Annotated in this window: 16 protein-coding genes and 1 riboswitch; of the genes, 5 read left to right on the top strand and 11 right to left on the bottom strand. The window is 69.9% G+C overall.

Going from position 1 to position 16,123, the window contains the following annotated elements:
• Positions 1–36 precede the first annotated feature (36 nt).
• Together ABZ953_RS04110 and ABZ953_RS04105 are read right to left on the bottom strand one after the other, a co-directional pair.
• Positions 37–318: a DUF397 domain-containing protein gene (locus ABZ953_RS04110; protein ID WP_361716349.1), complete on the bottom strand. Its 282-nt coding sequence runs from the start codon at positions 316–318 to the stop codon at positions 37–39.
• Complete coding sequence (locus ABZ953_RS04105; RefSeq protein WP_361716346.1) at positions 315–1,157, bottom strand: helix-turn-helix transcriptional regulator; 843 nt, start codon at positions 1,155–1,157, stop codon at positions 315–317. The genes ABZ953_RS04110 and ABZ953_RS04105 overlap by 4 nt, the downstream gene beginning before the upstream one ends.
• 118 nt (positions 1,158–1,275) lie before the next feature.
• Between ABZ953_RS04105 and ABZ953_RS04100 the strand changes: the two genes are divergently transcribed.
• Positions 1,276–1,707, top strand: coding sequence for an ATP-binding protein (locus tag ABZ953_RS04100; protein ID WP_361716344.1), 432 nt, complete (start codon positions 1,276–1,278; stop codon positions 1,705–1,707).
• Here the strand turns inward: ABZ953_RS04100 and ABZ953_RS04095 are convergent.
• The 5 genes from ABZ953_RS04095 to ABZ953_RS04075 are packed head-to-tail and all read right to left on the bottom strand — an operon-like array spanning position 1,697 to position 5,115.
• Positions 1,697–2,134: an NUDIX hydrolase gene (locus tag ABZ953_RS04095; RefSeq protein ID WP_361716341.1), complete on the bottom strand. Its 438-nt coding sequence runs from the start codon at positions 2,132–2,134 to the stop codon at positions 1,697–1,699. The genes ABZ953_RS04100 and ABZ953_RS04095 overlap by 11 nt on opposite strands.
• Before the next feature lie 21 nt (positions 2,135–2,155).
• Complete coding sequence (locus tag ABZ953_RS04090) at positions 2,156–2,950, bottom strand: STM4013/SEN3800 family hydrolase (RefSeq protein WP_361716338.1); 795 nt, start codon at positions 2,948–2,950, stop codon at positions 2,156–2,158.
• Positions 2,947–3,462 carry a hypothetical protein gene (locus ABZ953_RS04085; RefSeq protein WP_361716335.1) on the bottom strand — a complete coding sequence of 172 codons (516 nt, stop codon included), beginning with the start codon at positions 3,460–3,462 and terminating at the stop codon, positions 2,947–2,949. Before ABZ953_RS04085 ends, ABZ953_RS04090 begins: the two co-directional genes overlap by 4 nt.
• On the bottom strand, positions 3,455–4,093 hold the full coding sequence (locus ABZ953_RS04080; protein WP_361716332.1) for a thymidylate kinase: 639 nt from the start codon (positions 4,091–4,093) through the stop codon (positions 3,455–3,457). The genes ABZ953_RS04085 and ABZ953_RS04080 overlap by 8 nt, the downstream gene beginning before the upstream one ends.
• On the bottom strand, positions 4,090–5,115 hold the full coding sequence (locus ABZ953_RS04075; RefSeq protein WP_361716329.1) for a radical SAM protein: 1,026 nt from the start codon (positions 5,113–5,115) through the stop codon (positions 4,090–4,092). Before ABZ953_RS04075 ends, ABZ953_RS04080 begins: the two co-directional genes overlap by 4 nt.
• Before the next feature lie 1,389 nt (positions 5,116–6,504).
• Between ABZ953_RS04075 and ABZ953_RS04070 the strand changes: the two genes are divergently transcribed.
• On the top strand, positions 6,505–7,077 hold the full coding sequence (locus ABZ953_RS04070; protein ID WP_361717053.1) for an HD domain-containing protein: 573 nt from the start codon (positions 6,505–6,507) through the stop codon (positions 7,075–7,077).
• A gap of 3 nt (positions 7,078–7,080) precedes the next feature.
• Here the strand turns inward: ABZ953_RS04070 and ABZ953_RS04065 are convergent, their stop codons facing one another.
• Together ABZ953_RS04065 and ABZ953_RS04060 are read right to left on the bottom strand one after the other, a co-directional pair.
• Positions 7,081–7,437 carry a hypothetical protein gene (locus ABZ953_RS04065; protein ID WP_361716326.1) on the bottom strand — a complete coding sequence of 119 codons (357 nt, stop codon included), beginning with the start codon at positions 7,435–7,437 and terminating at the stop codon, positions 7,081–7,083.
• 214 nt (positions 7,438–7,651) lie between these two features.
• Positions 7,652–8,053, bottom strand: a complete 402-nt coding sequence (locus ABZ953_RS04060; RefSeq protein ID WP_361716323.1) for a RidA family protein — start codon at positions 8,051–8,053, stop codon at positions 7,652–7,654.
• Between the two features lie 141 nt (positions 8,054–8,194).
• Between ABZ953_RS04060 and ABZ953_RS04055 the strand changes: the two genes are divergently transcribed.
• A complete protein-coding gene (locus tag ABZ953_RS04055; RefSeq protein ID WP_361716320.1) occupies positions 8,195–8,575 on the top strand; it encodes a helix-turn-helix domain-containing protein in 381 nt (126 codons plus the stop codon).
• Positions 8,576–8,791: 216 nt separating this feature from the next.
• Here the strand turns inward: ABZ953_RS04055 and ABZ953_RS04050 are convergent, their stop codons facing one another.
• The gene (locus ABZ953_RS04050) at positions 8,792–9,811 is read right to left on the bottom strand and encodes an NADP-dependent oxidoreductase (RefSeq protein ID WP_361716317.1); all 1,020 of its coding nucleotides are present in this window, start codon (positions 9,809–9,811) and stop codon (positions 8,792–8,794) included.
• A 152-nt stretch (positions 9,812–9,963) separates the two neighbouring features.
• Between ABZ953_RS04050 and ABZ953_RS04045 the strand changes: the two genes are divergently transcribed.
• Complete coding sequence (locus ABZ953_RS04045) at positions 9,964–13,257, top strand: BTAD domain-containing putative transcriptional regulator (protein ID WP_361716314.1); 3,294 nt, start codon at positions 9,964–9,966, stop codon at positions 13,255–13,257.
• Here the strand turns inward: ABZ953_RS04045 and rocD are convergent.
• Positions 13,254–14,528: an ornithine--oxo-acid transaminase gene (gene rocD / locus ABZ953_RS04040; RefSeq protein ID WP_361716311.1), complete on the bottom strand. Its 1,275-nt coding sequence runs from the start codon at positions 14,526–14,528 to the stop codon at positions 13,254–13,256. The two genes, ABZ953_RS04045 and rocD, sit on opposite strands and share 4 nt — an antisense overlap.
• Before the next feature lie 66 nt (positions 14,529–14,594).
• Positions 14,595–14,685, top strand: a riboswitch (ZMP/ZTP riboswitch).
• A 39-nt stretch (positions 14,686–14,724) separates the two neighbouring features.
• Between rocD and glyA the strand changes: the two genes are divergently transcribed.
• Entirely contained in the window at positions 14,725–16,029 is a 1,305-nt protein-coding gene (glyA, locus tag ABZ953_RS04035) for a serine hydroxymethyltransferase (RefSeq protein ID WP_361716308.1), read from the top strand.
• Positions 16,030–16,123: the final 94 nt, after the last annotated feature.

Genomic DNA, 16,123 nt, shown 5'->3' with positions numbered 1-16,123 from the left:
TGCGGCCACCGTACATCAACTCGCGTGTTCGTACGATCACTTCACGTGACGGCCTATGAACTCCACCCAGGCGGCGGGGGTGACGGCGAGCTGGGGGCCGTCGGGGTTCTTCGAGTCACGGACGTGGACGGTGGGAGGGGCCGGGGCCACTTCGACGCACGACGGCTCGTCGGCGGTGCTGTGACTGCTCTTGCGCCAGGCAACCTCAATGCACTCGGGTCCGTCGGCGGTGCTGTGACTGCTCTTCCGCCAGGCGACCTCGACGCAGGCCGGGCCGTCATCCGTGCTGTAGCTGCTTTTGAACCACTCCAGCGTCATGCCGTTCTCCGCGCTTTCTCGATGAAGGCCAATGTCTCACGTGGCGTGAGCGCCTGTGCCCGGATGCTTCCATAGCGCATGTCGAGGGTCTGGATCTCCTGCCGATTGGTGATCACCCGGCTGGTGAGCTGGACTTCGTTGTGTGCGATCGTGCTGCCGTCCTTGAGCTTCAGCAGCCTGAATGGTCCGCCGATCCCGGCGTTCTCCTCGGCGTCGAGGGGCAGGACTTGCAGGTCTACGTTGGGCAACCGCCCTACCTCCAGCAAGTGTTCGAGCTGCTCCCGCATGACCAGTGTGCCCCCGAGCGGGCGGCACAGTGTCGACTCACACTGAACAAAGCTGAATACCGGCGTCGGTGTTGAAGCGTCGATGATCGCTCTACGGGCCATGCGGGCACCCAGGCGCTGGTCCAACTGATCCCGTCGGAAGGGCGGACGTCGGCAGCCGAACACCGCAGCCGCGTAGTCGGGGGTCTGCAGGAGACCTTCGACGACGGAGTTGTTGTAGGCGCACACTTCGACCGACTGGGCCTCCAGTTTCGCCAGGTCCCGTACCCGCTTCGGATACCGGAGCTTCTCGACGTCGGGCTTCAGGGCCCGCAGGTGCCCCTTTGCGCCCAGCACCTCATCGGCCCGGTCCAAGAACTCCGGCCGGGGAATCCGCGCCCCCCGCTCCACTTTGTGGATCAGGTTATCCCCGTACCCCATCCGTTCCCCGAACTCCACGGCCCGCAGCCCCGCCCCCTCCCGCCAGAACTTGATCTGTCGTCCGATGAGTTCGGCAATCGCGGTGGCCTCGTCATCCGAGTCCACCTCCCAGCCGACATCGTCCTCGCTCACAGCGAACCTCCCCAGGTCACGGGTACGACCGGTACTCGTCGGGACAGCCCAGTACAGTCACCGTACGTACAGGCGCCATCACTGTTCAGGCTAAGCGCCAGCGACCACGCTGAGTCACGTGAACTCAGAAATCACCCGAACCGTGCGTTCCGCTCAGTCCAAGCGGCGCTTCCGCGTCCAGTTGCCCGCCACCTGGCAGGGAGCGCACAGAGCGCGTCTGCTGGTGACGCAGCAACTCCGCACATGGGGCCGCGAATCCGGGGACGCTGCCCAGGTCGTCGCCGAGTTGGCGGCCAACGCCGTCGAGCACGGGCGCGTACCCGCTAGGAACTTCCGGCTCACTCTCGCCGAGCAGGCGGACGGCACGCTGCGGATCGAGGTCGCGGATACGCGCGGTGACCGGCTGCCCGTCGTACGGGAGCCGGACGGCGAGGACGAGTCGGGCCGGGGGCTCGTGATCGTCGCGGCGCTGGCGGACCGGTGGGGCGTGGAGAGGGGGCCGGAGCCGCTGAAGACGGTGTGGGCGGAACTGGCACTGATCAATAGATAGCCCGCTCCGCCAAGAGGAGGGCGAGCGGACCGGCGGGGAGAAGGAAGCGGCTCTCCCCAGCAGCTCGGATGGCATCGGGCATGGGCCACCACGACAGCTTGAAGTCTTCTTCTGTCGGCGTGAGCTGCTGAGGGCCCAGAGTCAACCCGTGGGCTGCGTAGAGATGGACGCGGGCTGCCGAGTCCAGGGTGATTGCGTACGACCCGAGAGGGCGCCAGCGGTCAGCGGTGATTCCGGCCTCCTCGCGCAGTTCGCGTCGGGCGCACTCCTCGGGGCTCTCGCCTTCTTCCCGGCGCCCGCCTGGCAGGAACAGGTACTCGCCGCCGTGACGCGGGAAGTCCGCCGTCAGGATGGCCACTTGACCTTCCTCGTCCCGGGCCACGACCACGGAGGCGTCGCGGGCTGGGCCTGTGCGTTCGTCACTCATGCCCCGCGAGCGTAGTGGAGTTCATCCACGCACCATGGCTGCGTAGGGCACGTTCATTACGACGGGGTGGGCGATGCCCCGGCCGTGGAAGCCGTCCTCGCCAAAGGCGTCGCCGTGATCCGCGCACAGGATGATCAGCCAGCGGCGGCGGGTCGTGAGCGTGGTGATGAGGTGGCTCAGGTGCTGGGATGCGTAGGCCAGGGCGGCGCGCTGGGAGGCTGCGGTGTCTTGGCTGTCGCCGAGGTAGTGGCCGTGGGGGACGTGAGTGGCGGAGACGTTCACGAACAGGAAAAGAGCGCGCTTGTCGAAGCGGTCTGCGATCTCCAGGGCTCGGTCGACCTGATGGCGGGTCGAGTCGGGGTCCGGGGAGCAGAAGTCGGGGCGCCAGTGGTCTTCGTCGAACATGTCCGGCAGCACGGAGCCGAGAGGGGTCTCCCGCGAGAAGTAGGTGACGCCGCCGACGCAGACGGTGCGGTAGCCGTGTTGACCCAGCCCGGCGAGCAGGTTCGGGGCGTCGAAGACGAACGTCTCGGGCGGGACCGCCTTGAACGCGGGTGGCCGACATTCCCACAGCCGGGTTGGTTGCTCGGGTTGCGGGAGTTTGGGCAGGAAGCCGGAGAAGAAGGCGATGTGGGCGGGGAGGGTGAAGGTGCCGGGGGTCTGCCGCCGCTCCCAGCCTCCATCGGGCAGCAGCCCGGCGAGGTGTGGGGTCATACCCTCGTCCAGCGCGGTGCGGGCGGTGTCGTAGCGCAACGAGTCCAGGGTGATGAACAGGATCGGGTCCCGATTGCCGATGATGTCGGCCGCGTTGATCATCGCTCGGCTCCTCCTCCCTCTTGCTCGGCAGGGTGCGGGTAGTGCTCGATGCGGCCCTTCGCCGTCACGTTGACGGGGATGGGGACACGGTCGGTGGCGATCAGGTGCCGGATGCTCGCCAGGCCGGTGTCCTCGTCGAGCGGCTTGCCGTCAGTTCCGTACAGGACGATGGAGACGGTCTCCTCGCCTCCCGCCTTAGTAGAGGAGACGCGGGCGCCCGGTACGCCGCCCAGCTCGGACATCGCCCGCAGCAATGTCTCCTCATCCGCGACACGGAGGGTGAGCACCGTGCAGGCGTAGTGCTGGGCATTGATCGCGCCCCGGCACAGTCGCTGGTGGATTAGGAGGCTGACGCCACGGCCGTCGTGAGCGACGGCGATGCGGTGGGCCTTGAGGGTGGTGACGAGGCAGGCGCCGAGCCACCAGCCCACCGCCTCATGGATCTCGTCAGGGAAGCAGCCGTGGGCGCCACCGTCCCGGATCACCGCCTCGGCGTTGACGGGATTAAGCACGGCCGCTCTCCACGTACGTGAGGATCTCGTCGGCGAGCTGGTCGGGGGTTCGGCCGTCGGTGTCCAGGACCACGGCGGTCGGGTCGCCGACGGCGACCGTCTCGAAGTTCGCGAGCAGCTGCTTGAGCCGGTGAGGGACCTCGAAGAGGTCTGCGTCGTCCTGCTTCAGGTCCGGCTTGCTGCGCATCCGCTCCCGCAATGCCTGCTCGGAACAGCGGAGATAGAAGGTGCGGTCCGGGGTGGCCAGGTAGTCGTGGAACGGGTCGAGCAGACGAGTTACGTCCTCCGCTGGGATGCCGTGGGCTGCTGCGTGGCAGGCGATGACGGACGATCTGTACCGGTCGGCGATGACCGGTCCGGCTGTGAGTGCCTCTCGTGTCCGGTCCGAGGTGTGGAGTAGGCCGGAAAGGTAGAAGCCGAACTGCGGGAGGGCTTGTAGCCGTAACCGTGCTGCCTCTGCCCATTCCTCGTGCGGCAGCGTCAGCGTGTGCAGAGCGGTCGCGCCGAGCCGCTTGGCCAGGAGCCGGGCGAGGGTGGACTTGCCGACGCCGGAGACCCCTTCCAGTACGCCGAAGAAGCCGCGGGGAAGGTCGTCGTACGGGATCGGCGCGTACGCGGATGGAAGGTTCACAGGGTCCCCTCGGTAAAGGCGGTGACGTGGCGGGCGACGGCCTCGGCGAGCCGGCCCGGGTCGCTCAGCGCGTCTTTGATGTCCAGGCGCAGGTCCCCGCGCAACAGGCAGGGCTGGAGGCCGGCGGCGTGGTCGGCGCGCAGGGCCCAGAAGCCTTCGACGCAGTTTGCGCGCACGGGACAGGTGCCGCACTGGCCGACGTGGTGGCGGCCGAGACCGCGTTCGATGACGTCGATCTCCACCCCGTCGACGCGGAAGACCCGTCGGCCCTGACCGACCCCGGTGACCTCAACGTGCTCCTTGGCCGTGAGGGTCCGGAGGTGCTGGACGATCTGCTCGGCCGGGATGGCGTTGTCGGCGTCGCCTTCGTTGAAGTCGGTCGGCACCAGCTCGATGAACTGCACCGGCAGCCTGCGCGCGAGGGCGTGGTCGAGGATGGCCCGGACTTCGTGCTGGTTCTGGCGCAGCAAAAGGCAGTTCAGCTCAACCCGTTCGAAGGTCTCGCAGGCGGCCTCGATCCCGTCGAGGATCGGCGCGATGCCCGTACGGACCCCGGCGATGTCGAGGAGCGAGGCGTCGGAGAAGTAGTGGAGTGAGACCTTGACCTTGTCGAGCCGGGTCTGGGCCAGCCATCGCTGGTTTTGGCGGATGCGGGTGCCGTTCGTGATCAGCGTGTACGAGCCGTGCACGCCGATCTCCGGCAGGTTCGCCAGCACCTCACGGGCCAACGGCGACACCAGCGGCTCCCCGCCGCTGAAGTAGCCGCGCCGCAACCCCGCTTTGATCATCGCCCGGATGAAGGTGAGGAAGTCCTCAGCGGTCACAGCGCGGGGGCGTGGCTGTTTGGTGCGGTCGCGCAGCGTCAGGGGTGGTGGAACGTCGTCCTCGTTGTGGCAGAAGAAGCAGCCGAGGTTGCACCGGGGTGTCAGGGAGATCCGGAACTGGCCGCGCAGGGCAGCGAAGTTCCGCAGGGCGGTCCAGTCGACCACCTCGGGGGCGGCCAGGGCTTCGGTAGTGCTCACGGCGTCCTCCGGACGAGTGGGCGGATGGCATGTGCAGGGGCGGCGGGGTGGGTCGATGCGTACGCATCGGTGAAGTGCAGACCACGGCCAGCCCGTTCTCCGCGGCGATGACGACCGTGAAGGCGATGATCAGTACGACGAGGATCAGGAAGCGGCCCTCGACGGGCCACCCGATCGGTCACTACGACCGTATGAGCGTGGGGTATGCGATAGGACTGACCCCGGGTACGTGTTATGCGGAGCACCACGCCAGGACGGGAGGGCGTCATGGGCCACACACCGCAGCCGCGCAAGATCGACGTCAGCGGGATCGTGTCCGGCTACGTGCTGCGCCTTGCCCGCGAGAGCATCCCCCGCACCCAGGCCGGCCTGTCCGAGGATCTGCAGGTCGACCTCGCGACCCTCCAGGGCTGGGAGTCGGGCCGTCGCCCGCTCGCCAACGTGAAGGCCGGTGCTCTGCTCGATCTGCGCCGCCGATTACCCGCGCTCGGCGCAGATGCCGAACTCGTGCAACTCCTGGACGCGGCGATGGACGCGGACCGCATCCTCAGCGGCGCGCTCAGCCCTCCGCTCCGGCTGGAGCAACACCCGCTGGCAGAGTGGGTCCACACTCGTGCGACTGCCCACATGTTCGCCTGGGCGGTCAACGGGACGCCGCCTCCGATGCTGGCGAACCGGCCTGCTCCGCGTCGTCGTGGAGCCGTACCGGCGGCCCCGATCATCCCCGCCCCACAGCGACTTGAACTCTTCACTCATCTCAGGGACATCGCGGAAGGTGCGTCCAGCATGAGCGGGGCCGGGGTCCTGCTGCGCCGCCAGGCGGCGTACCTCACCTCGTACGACGACAGCCCCGATACCTCCGCATGGACGGCTCACGTGCTGCACAAGGGCCGGGGCGCCCTGTCCATTCACGGCTGGTCGTCCCTCTGGCCCGAAGCCCGCTCGACCGCGACGGCCCTGGCCCGCCAGGGAGATCCACAGCCGTTGCGCGACTTCATCGAGCGCGCCCTGGTCGACGACGACGCAGGCGAGGCAGCGAACCTGAACTACTGGGCGTACTGGCTCGGCGCCGCCTCCCGGCCACAGCCCAGCGACCTGTTCATGCGAGATCGCGAACTCACCGACTGGGACCCCATAACGCTCCTGCGCCTCCTGACCCGAGGTCTCCAGGAGGCCCCGACTTACGTGGAGTTGTACGCCCACTCGATCTGGGCGCTGGTGCACGCGCACCCGTGGCTTCCGCGGGCCGCCCCTTCCGTGGCCGACGCACTCGGTGAGAGAGTCGGGAAGATCCTCGACACCGGCGTGATCTCCCCCCAGGTCCCGGCGCGACCTCTGCGCCGTGCAGCACCAGCTGAGCAATCGCACATGAGCAATGGAGGGCCACACATGGCAGACGACCAGAGCCGCGGCACCGCAGGGTTCCTGTTCGAGATGGGGATGCTCAAGAGGGCCAAGCGGTCCGGCTGGTGGATCGTGGGCGTCAAGGACCCCGAGACCATCGCTGAGCACAGCTTCCGTACGGCGATCATCGGAAGCGTGCTGGCCATGATGGAGGGCGCCGACCCCGCAAAGGTCGCCCTGATGTGCGTCTTCCACGACACCCAGGAGACCCGCGTAAGCGACATCCCCCGCATCGGCCGCCGCTACCTTAAGGCCGCCACCAACGAGGCCGTCACCGCCGACCAGGTCTCGGGCGCCCACCCGGCTGTCACCGCCGGCGTGCAGCGCATCGTCGAGGAGTACGAGACCGGCGACAGCCCCGAAGTCGTCGTGGCCCACGACGCCGACAAGCTCGAATGTCTCATCCAGGCCGTGGAGTACCGGGAACAGGGCCACCGGAACGTGCAGAACTGGATCGACACCAGCCTGGCCAGCCTCAAGACCGCCTCGGCCAAGGAACTGGCCGAGGCGGCCTTGAACATGCCTTCGCTGGAGTGGCAGCAGACCTATCTCCGGTAGGGCTCAGCCCGTGGAGAAGTCCGATTCCAGCTGCACCGACCTGAACTTGACCTCGGGCCCGAGCTTCGTACTGGCGGGGACCTTGGTCTTCGTGCCTCCGCAGAACTCCTTGGTGTAGACGATGGCGTAAGCCTCCGGGGTCGCGTTGTCGGGCGCGAAGGCGGTCTCGGGCTTGCCCTTGATCTCGGGGATGTTGATGCACTGATTGGTCTTCGGCTCTTCGATGCTGCCGAGGCTCGGGTGGTTCGGGTCGCCGTACTTGTAGAAGAAGTTGCCGGGGGTCGCGCCGGCCGAGGTAGGGATGGCCACGGCGAGGGCGAGTGCGCAGAGGGCGGCGCCGACGGTGTGTCGAAGACGCATGGGGGAGGCTCCAATTGCTGCCGAGGACTAGGGCTCTCGGAGCATGACGCGACCTCGCGCCGGTACGACTGGAGGGCTTGTCCGGTTCACCTGTGCGGCGGGTGAAGGATCGTTACGGCTTGGGCCATATGGGGCTGGGCGCTCGTCTGGGGGAGTCCGAATGGCCAGAGGGGGCAGGCGCCCGATGATCACCGCCTGCCGGACCTGATCGGGCTCAGGCGGTCAGCTTGGTGTCGATGATGAAGCTGATCTCGATGACCTGGCCGGGGAAGGTCAGTTCAGTGACGCCGAGGACTGTGCTGACCGGGCGGTGGTCGCCGAAGTACGTGAGGTTGCCTTCCGACGTCGCCCGGGCGTTCCGGCGCAGGTTCACCACATACAGGGTCTGCGAGATGATTTGGTTGCGGGTGGCGCCGTAGTGGTTCAGGACCTTGTCGAAGTTGGCGTAAGTCTGCTTGAGCTGGGCGGCGAAGTCGTCCGCATGGAGGAAGTCGCCCGCCTCGTCGAGCGAGAGCTGTCCGGAGACGTGGACCAGGTCGTCGGACTTGATCGCCTGCGAGTATCCGAAGTCGCTCTCGGCCGGCACGTTGTGGTTGAAGAGGTCGATGGTGGTCATGCTGCCTGCCTCCTTGCCATAGAGCCCGCGGGTTCGCTTCCGCGGAACCAAGACGCGCGTGCTCTCTTGTGGTTACTCGGAAACTGTAAGAGAGTGGCCGTTGACCTGGAAGAACGCACTTTTCAGTGACTGGGGAACCTCATGGTGACCAAGCAGTTCACGGGCTCGCCCGAAGACGCGGACCTGAGGCGCGCGGACTCTCTGGCGCGAGAGATCTTCTCGGACGTCGCCAACAAGTGGGCCTTCCTGATCATCGAGGCTCTCGGAGAGCGCACCCTGCGCTTCAGCGAGTTGCGCGACGAGGTCGAGGGCGTCAGCCACAAGATGCTCACCCAGAACCTGCGCATGCTGGAGCGCTACGGCCTGGTCGAGCGGAAGGTGCACCCCACCGTGCCGCCGCGGGTGGAGTACACCCTCACCGAGCCGGGCCTGGCCCTGCGAGCCACGGTCGATGGAATGTGCGGCTGGACCCACCAGTACCTCGGTCACATCGAGGCCGCCCGCCGTCGCTTCGAGGCCTGACGGGCGCACAGCACTCGCATGAGGCATCCAGCCGTTCAGACGTGTCGGCTGCGCACGCGTACGTACACACGGACCGGATCAAGATGCAGTACGCGCGGCCCCGACCGGTTACAAGGCCCACATCAGCGAGACCTGCGAACCCCAAGGAGGAGGAGATGGACCTCCCGGCTGACGGCGGGCCGCCGCCCCGTCACGCGGCGGCGGCCCGCCGCCCTGTCACGCGCCCTCGTCCGTGATCCTGACCAGCATCTTGCCGATGTTGCTGCCGCGCAGGACTCCGAGGAACGCCTCCGGAGCCTTCTCGATGCCCTCGACCACGGTCTGCTCGGTGCGCAGGGTGCCGTCGGCGAGCAGCGGGGCCGCCCGGCCGATCCACTCCGGGAACAGGTCGAGGTGGCTGGTGACGAGCATGCCGCGCAGGGTCGCCTCCTGCTTGGCGGCCTGGAAGAGGTTGTCGGGGCCGGGCGGCGGCGTGGTCGAGTTGTACGTGCTGATGGCGCCGACAAGGGCGATGCGCCCGCCCGGACGGATGGCGCCGATGGCGGCCTGGAGGTGGTCGCCGCCGACCGAGTCGAGGTAGACGTCCACGCCGTCGGGCGCGGCCAGCGCGAGCTGCTCGGACAGGCCCCCCTCGCGGTAGTCGATGGCGGCGTCGTATCCGAACGTGTCGAGCAGCTTCTTGGTCTTCGTCGGGCCGCCCGCCGACCCGATCACCCGCGAGGCGCCGAGCTCACGCGCGATCTGTCCGGCGACGCTGCCGACCGCCCCGGCCGCCGCCGACACGAAGACGACGTCGCCCTCGCGGACCGGGGCGGTACGGGTCAGCGCGGCGTACGCCGTCAGGCCCGTCGCGCCGAGCGGCCCGAGATAGGCGGCGGCCGGGGCGAGCGTCGTGTCGACGACGGTCGCGGCCGCCGCGTCCAGGACCGCGTACTCCCGCCACCCCAGGAAGTGCGTGACGGTGGCGCCGACCGGCACCTCGGGGGCGTTCGACGCGACGACCTCGCCGACCGCGCTGCCCTCCAGCGGGGCGCCGAGCTGGAACGGGGGGATGTAGGACGGCGCGTCGTCCATGCGACCGCGCATGTACGGGTCGACCGACATCCAGGTGTTGCGGACGACTATCTGCCCCTCGCCGAGCCGCTCGGGGATCTCGACGGTCGCCAGCTCGAAATGCGTGGTGGTGGGCTCGCCCTCGGGGCGGGCGGCGAGATGGATTTCGCGGGAGAGGGTCATGGTGACTCCTTGTCGGGGGCGGTGCTGCTGGTTCCCGTGACCGGCCGGGTCGCGATCACGAGTACACCGTGCAGGGGGGCGCGCACGGAACGCCGACGGTCCACGCACGGACCGCCGTCGGTGCTGGTGAGGCCGCGAATTACTGTGACCAGATGCGATTCGAGGTGCTGGGCCCGATCACCGTGCGCGCGCAGGACGGGGCGGCCGTGCCTGCCCCGGAGCCGAAGGTGCGGGCTCTGCTCGCCGCGCTCCTCGTACGGGCGGGCCGCCCCGTCCCGGCGGACACCCTGGTCGACGACCTGTGGGGCGGGCGCCCGCCGTCCTCACCTCTCAACTCCCTCCAGACGAAGGTCTCCCAGCTGCGCCGCGCCCTGGAGGCGGCCGAACCCGGCGGACGCGCCCTCGTGGCATACGGCCCCGCCGGGTACGAGCTCCGCACACCGCCCGAGCACGTGGACGCCACCCACTTCGAGACGCTGACCACCCGCGCGTACGCGACCGACAAGGACCCGCAGACGAAGGCGTCCCTCCTGACCGAGGCGCTGGACCTCTGGCGCGGGCCCGCGTACGCAGACTTCCGCGACGTCGACTTCACGCGCGCGGCGGTCTCACATTTGGAGGAGCAACGCCTCACCGCCCAGGAGGCACTGACCGAGCTCCGCCTCGCGCGCGGCGAACACGCGGCGCTAGCAGATGAGTTGGGGCCCCTGATCGCACGCGAACCCCTCCGTGAACGCCTCCGGGCCGCCCACCTCCGCGCCCTCTACGGCTCCGGCCGGGTGGCCGAGGCCCTGGACTCGTACCGCGAGCTGCGTCTGCACCTCGCCGAAGAACTGGGCATCGACCCGAGCCCCGAACTGACCTCGCTGCACGAGGCGATGCTGCGCCAGGAGGTGGACCTGGGAGTGAACGGGAATGCGGTGGCAGCGCCCGACCCGGCGATCCGGCCTCACCCTCTCACCAACCTCCCCGCCCAGCTCACCGACCTCATCGGCCGCGACCAAGCAGTCACCCGCGTACGCGACCTCGTCGGCGCCGGACGCCTGGTCACCCTCACGGGCCCCGGCGGCGTGGGCAAGACGCGCCTCGCCCTGGCAGCGGCGGCGGGCCTGACAGCGGACTTCCCCGACGGCGTACGACTGGCCGAACTCGCCGGAAGCCGGGGCGAGGTGGCGGCCACGGTGGCGGCGGCGCTCGGCATCCGCGACGACGCGCCGGGGGAGCCGGGGGAGCCGGAACCGGCGGAGGGCGGCGGCAATGGCGGCGGCGACGACGGCAACCCTTCGGACCAGGCGGCAGCCGACCGGCTCGGCCGGGCCCTCGCCGGGCGCCGCCTCCTCCTCGTCCTCGACAACTGCGAACACGTCCTCGGCCCCGCCGCCGACCTGACCGCCCACCTCCTCCGCACCGCCCCGCACCTGCACATCCTCGCCACCAGCCAGGAACCCCTCGCCCTGACCGGCGAGACGCTGGAGGCCGTCGCCCCGCTCGGCGAGGAGGACGCGCTACGACTCTTCGCCGCCCGCGCCGCAGCCGCCGCGCCCGGCTTCGCCCTGGACGACGCGAACCGCGAGGCCGTCGCCCTCATCTGCCGCCGCCTGGACGGCATACCGCTGGCCGTCGAGCTCGCTGCCACCCGCGTACGCGTCCTCGGCGTACACGCCCTCGCCGACCGCCTGCACGACCGCTTCCGCCTCCTGAACCAGGTCCGCCGCGACGCCCCGGCACGCCAACGCACCCTGCGCGCGATGATCGACTGGAGCTGGGAACTCCTGACGGCACCGGAGCAGCGGGCCCTGCGCCGCCTCGCGGTCTTCGGCGGCGGCTTCACGCTGGAGAGCGCGGAGGCGGTGCTCTCCGCTCCCGAGGACGACGCCCTCGGCACTCTCGGCACTCTCGGCATCTTCGACACGCTCGACCTGGTGACACGCCTCGTGGACCGTTCCCTCCTCGTACCGAACGCGACCGGCATGACCGGCATGACCGATACCCCCGAGCCGCCGCGCTACCGCATGCTCGAATCCGTCACCGCCTACAGCCTCGAACGCCTCGACGACGCGGCCGAGACCACCGCCACCCGCCGCCGTCACGCCCACCACTTCGCCGCCTTCGCCGAACGCGCGGCCACCGCTCTGCGCGGCCCCGAACAACAGACCTGGCTGCGTCGCCTGGACCGCGACACGGCGAACCTCCGCGCCGCCCTGGACTGGTCGCTCACCGACTCCGACGCCTCTACGGCCCTACGCCTGGTCAACGCCCTGACCTGGTACTGGTTCCTGCGCGGCCGCCTCCGCGAAGCCATGCGCTCCCTGGACCGCGCCCTGAACCTGCCCTCGACGGACCCCGCCCGAACCGCCGCCGCCACGGCCCACGCCGCCTTCGCCCTCCTTACCGGCGAGCCCGCCTGCGCCCACGGCAGTACGTGCGAGCGTGAGACCACCACCCCGGCCGACGCCCACTCCCGCTGGCTGCTCGCCTTCGCCCGCTGTGGGTTCGACCACACGCCCCGCGAGGCCGCTCGCGTCGACGCGCTGCTCGCGGAGTTCCGGGCGACCGGCGACCGCTGGGGCGAGGCCGCCACGCTCTCCACCCGGGCCACCCGCGCCCTCTACCGGGGCGACCTCCCCGCCCTGCGCCGCGACGCCACCCGCAGCGCCGCCCTCTTCGCCGAACTCGGCGACCGCTGGGGCCAGTTGCAGGCGTCCGAGCAGCTCGGCGTGCTCGCCGAGATAGCCGCCGACTACGACGAGGCCGCCCGGCTCCAGCGCGACGGCGCACGGAGCGCCGAGGAACTCCAACTCTGGACCGACCTCTCCTTCCGCCTCTCTCGTCTCGGCCGCATCGCCCTCCTGACCGGCGACGACCCGGCCGCCACCGCCTTCCACGAACGCGCCGCCCGCCTCGCCGCCGAGCAGTCCCACCGCCCCGCCCAGCAGTTCGCCGAAACGGGCCTCGCCATCGGCGCCCGCCACCGCGGCGACCTCGACGCCGCCGAGCATCTCCTGCTGCCGTGGCTGGACTTCAACCGCCGCTTCGGCGTCGACTCCGGTGCGGCCCTGATCCTGGCCCACCTCGGGTACGTCGCCGAACAGCGCGGTGACGCCGTACGCGCCGAGGAACTCCACCGGGAGGGGCTGGCCGTGGCCCGCTCGACGGGGGACGAGCGCGCCGTGGCCCTGGCCCTGGAAGGCCTCGCGGGCGCCCGTTCCCTGGCCGGCGACCACCTTCACGCAGCCGGTCTCCTCGGTACGGCCGCCCGTATCCGCGAGGCGGAGCACGCGCCCCTGCCGCCCGCGGAACGCACCGACGTCGCGCGCGCCACGGACCGCAGCCGCATGGCCCTGGGCGCGCCCGCCTTCGAAGCGGCCTACGCCCAGGGAGCCGAAGCCGACGCAAAAGCCGACGCCGACGCCGAAGCCGAAGCCGACGAGGAAGCCCGCCCCTAGCTCAGCACCGCCCTCAACTGCCCGAGCCCCCAGTCCAGATCCTCCTTGCTGATCACCAGCGGGGGAGCGATGCGGATCGTCGCCCCGTGCGTGTCCTTGACCAGGACCCCCTTCTCCATCAACTTCTCGGAGATCTCCCGGCCCGTGCCGTACGACGGCGCGATGTCGACGCCCGCCCACAGCCCGCGCCCCCGCACCTGCGTCACCTTGCCCGTACCGGTCAACAGGCCCAGTTCCGCGTGCAGATGCTCGCCCAGCTCCGTGGCCCGCTGCTGGAACTCGCCCGTCGACAGCATGTCGACCACCTCAAGGCCCACCGCGCAGGCGAGCGGGTTGCCGCCGAACGTCGACCCGTGCTCACCCGGCTTGAACACCCCGAGCACATCGGCGTCGGCGACCACCGCCGACACCGGCACGACGCCTCCGCCGAGCGCCTTGCCCAGCAGGTACACGTCCGGGACCACGCCCTCGTGCTCACACGCGAACGTGCGTCCCGTCCTGCCGAGCCCCGACTGGATCTCGTCCGCGATGAAGAGGACCCGGCGCTCCCGCGTCAGCTCCCTGACCCCCGGCAGATAGCCGGGCGGCGGCACCAGGACCCCGGCCTCGCCCTGGATCGGTTCGATGAGCACGGCCACGGTGTCGTCGGTGACCGCGGCCCGCAGCGCCTCCAGATCGCCGTACGGAACGATCTCGAAGCCCGGCGTGTACGGCCCGAAGTCCGCCCGCGCCTCGTCGTCCGTGGAGAAGCTGATGATGGTCGTGGTCCGGCCGTGGAAGTTGTCCGCCGCGACGACGATCTTCGCCCGCCCGTCCGGCACGCCCTTGACCTGGTAGCCCCACTTCCGCGCGGTCTTTACGGCTGTCTCGACGGCCTCCGCGCCGGTGTTCATCGGCAGCACCATCTCCTTGCCGCAGAGCGCGGCCAGGCGCGTACAGAACTCGGCGAACCGGTCGTGGTGAAAGGCCCGCGAGGTCAGCGTCACCCGGTCCAACTGGGCCTTGGCGGCATCGATCAGACGGCGGTTGCCGTGCCCGAAGTTGAGCGCGGAGTACCCGGCGAGCATGTCGAGATAGCGGCGCCCCTCGACATCCGTCATCCAGGCACCTTCGGCCGAGGTGACCACGATGGGCAGCGGATGGTAGTTGTGCGCGCTGTGTGCCTCGGCCGAGGCGATGAACTGCTCGCTCGTCGTTCCGGTGGAGGGAGATGACGTAGTCGACACGGGGTCTCCGTTCGTCCTGCGGCGTGGGGCGGGTGTGGCGCCCATTTTCTATCGTCGCTCGCATCGCGGACGAAGAAACCTGCCGAACCGGTGTGCGGGCTAGGCTGGCTCCGACAGCACGGTGACTGGCGCACGGGGAAGAGACCCCGATGAAGCCGTGCGAGGCACAACCTACGAGGTGCCGCCCGCCTGGGCACCCCGGGACCACGACCGGAACTGACCGCTCGCCCCGGAGGACGCCATGACTCTCCCTTCTTCTTCCTCATCCTCTTCGAACCACCCCGCCCTCGCCGCCGAGGACCCCGAGCTCGCCGCCCTCGTCGGCGCCGAGGAGCAGCTCCAGGCCGAGACCCTGCGGCTGATCCCCAGCGAGAACTACGTCTCCACCGCGGTCCTCGAAGCCTCCGGCACCGTTCTGCAGAACAAGTACAGCGAGGGCTATCCCGGCCGCCGCTACTACGAGGGCCAGCAGAACATCGACCCCGTCGAGCGCCTGGCCATCGCCCGCGCCAAGGCCGTCTTCGGCGTCGAGCACGCCAACGTCCAGCCCTACTCCGGTTCCCCGGCCAACCTCGCCGTCTACCTCGCCTTCGCCGAGCCCGGCGACACCGTGATGGGCATGGCCCTGCCGATGGGCGGCCACCTCACCCACGGCTGGGGCGTCTCCGCCACCGGCAAGTGGTTCCGCGGCGTGCAGTACGGAGTGCGCCGGACCGCCGACCCGGAGACGAACGGCCGCATCGACCTCGACGAGGTGCGCGACCTCGCCCTGAAGGAGCGCCCCAAGCTGATCTTCTGCGGCGGTACCGCTCTCCCTCGCACCATCGACTTCGCCGCCTTCGCCGAGATCGCCCGCGAGGCCGGTGCCGTCCTGGTGGCCGACATCGCGCACATCGCCGGGCTGATCGCGGGCGGCGCCCACCCCTCACCGGTGCCGCACGCCGACGTGATCTCCACGACCACGCACAAGACCCTGCGCGGCCCGCGCGGCGCGATGCTCATGTCCCGCGAGGAGCACGCCAAGGCCATCGACAAGGCGGTCTTCCCCGGCCTGCAGGGCGGCCCCCACAACCAGACCACCGCGGCCATCGCCGTCGCCCTCCACGAGGCGTCCAGGTCCTCCTTCCGGGACTACGCCCACGCGGTCGTCGCCAACGCCAAGGCCCTCGCCGAAGCCCTGCTCGCCCGCGGCTTCGACCTGGTCTCCGGCGGCACCGACAACCACCTGATCCTGATGGACCTCACCCCCAAGGACGTCCCGGGCAAGATCGCCGCGAAGGCCCTCGACCGGGCCGGGATCGTCGTCAACCACAACACCGTCCCCTTCGACCCGAGGAAGCCCTTCGACCCCTCTGGCATCCGCATCGGGACGCCCTCCCTGACCTCCCGCGGCCTCGGTACGGAGCACATGGCGGCCGTCGCCGAATGGATCGACCGCGGAGTCATCGCCGCGCGCGCCGGGGACGAGGACGCCCTGGCCAAGATCAGGTCGGAGGTCGCCGACCTCATGGCCGCCCATCCGGCCCCGGGCCTGCCGACCGCCTGACCCCGACCCGCCATGACCCGGCACGTTCGACGCCGATCGGTGCCCGCCCGTCACACACCTGTTTCCGAGCTATGAGAGTCACCTGAGAGAATGG

It is taken from the genome of Streptomyces sp. NPDC046465 (assembly GCF_040646035.1).
GTDB lineage: Bacteria > Actinomycetota > Actinomycetes > Streptomycetales > Streptomycetaceae > Streptomyces.
Note: the sequence above shows the minus strand (reverse complement) of the source record. Positions and strands in the feature narration are given on the sequence as shown.

Bases quoted from the DNA above. Each gene is read 5' to 3' on its own strand.
- ABZ953_RS04055 (WP_361716320.1), top strand. From the start codon at position 8,195: ATGGTGACCAAGCAGTTCACGGGCTCGCCCGAAGACGCGGACCTGAGG.
- ABZ953_RS04065 (WP_361716326.1), bottom strand. From the start codon at position 7,437: ATGCGTCTTCGACACACCGTCGGCGCCGCCCTCTGCGCACTCGCCCTC.
- ABZ953_RS04070 (WP_361717053.1), top strand. From the start codon at position 6,505: ATGGCAGACGACCAGAGCCGCGGCACCGCAGGGTTCCTGTTCGAGATG.
- rocD (WP_361716311.1), bottom strand. From the start codon at position 14,528: ATGGGCGCCACACCCGCCCCACGCCGCAGGACGAACGGAGACCCCGTG.
- ABZ953_RS04110 (WP_361716349.1), bottom strand. From the start codon at position 318: ATGACGCTGGAGTGGTTCAAAAGCAGCTACAGCACGGATGACGGCCCG.
- ABZ953_RS04060 (WP_361716323.1), bottom strand. From the start codon at position 8,053: ATGACCACCATCGACCTCTTCAACCACAACGTGCCGGCCGAGAGCGAC.
- glyA (WP_361716308.1), top strand. From the start codon at position 14,725: ATGACTCTCCCTTCTTCTTCCTCATCCTCTTCGAACCACCCCGCCCTC.
- ABZ953_RS04095 (WP_361716341.1), bottom strand. From the start codon at position 2,134: ATGAGTGACGAACGCACAGGCCCAGCCCGCGACGCCTCCGTGGTCGTG.
- ABZ953_RS04045 (WP_361716314.1), top strand. From the start codon at position 9,964: ATGCGATTCGAGGTGCTGGGCCCGATCACCGTGCGCGCGCAGGACGGG.
- ABZ953_RS04050 (WP_361716317.1), bottom strand. From the start codon at position 9,811: ATGACCCTCTCCCGCGAAATCCATCTCGCCGCCCGCCCCGAGGGCGAG.
- ABZ953_RS04090 (WP_361716338.1), bottom strand. From the start codon at position 2,950: ATGATCAACGCGGCCGACATCATCGGCAATCGGGACCCGATCCTGTTC.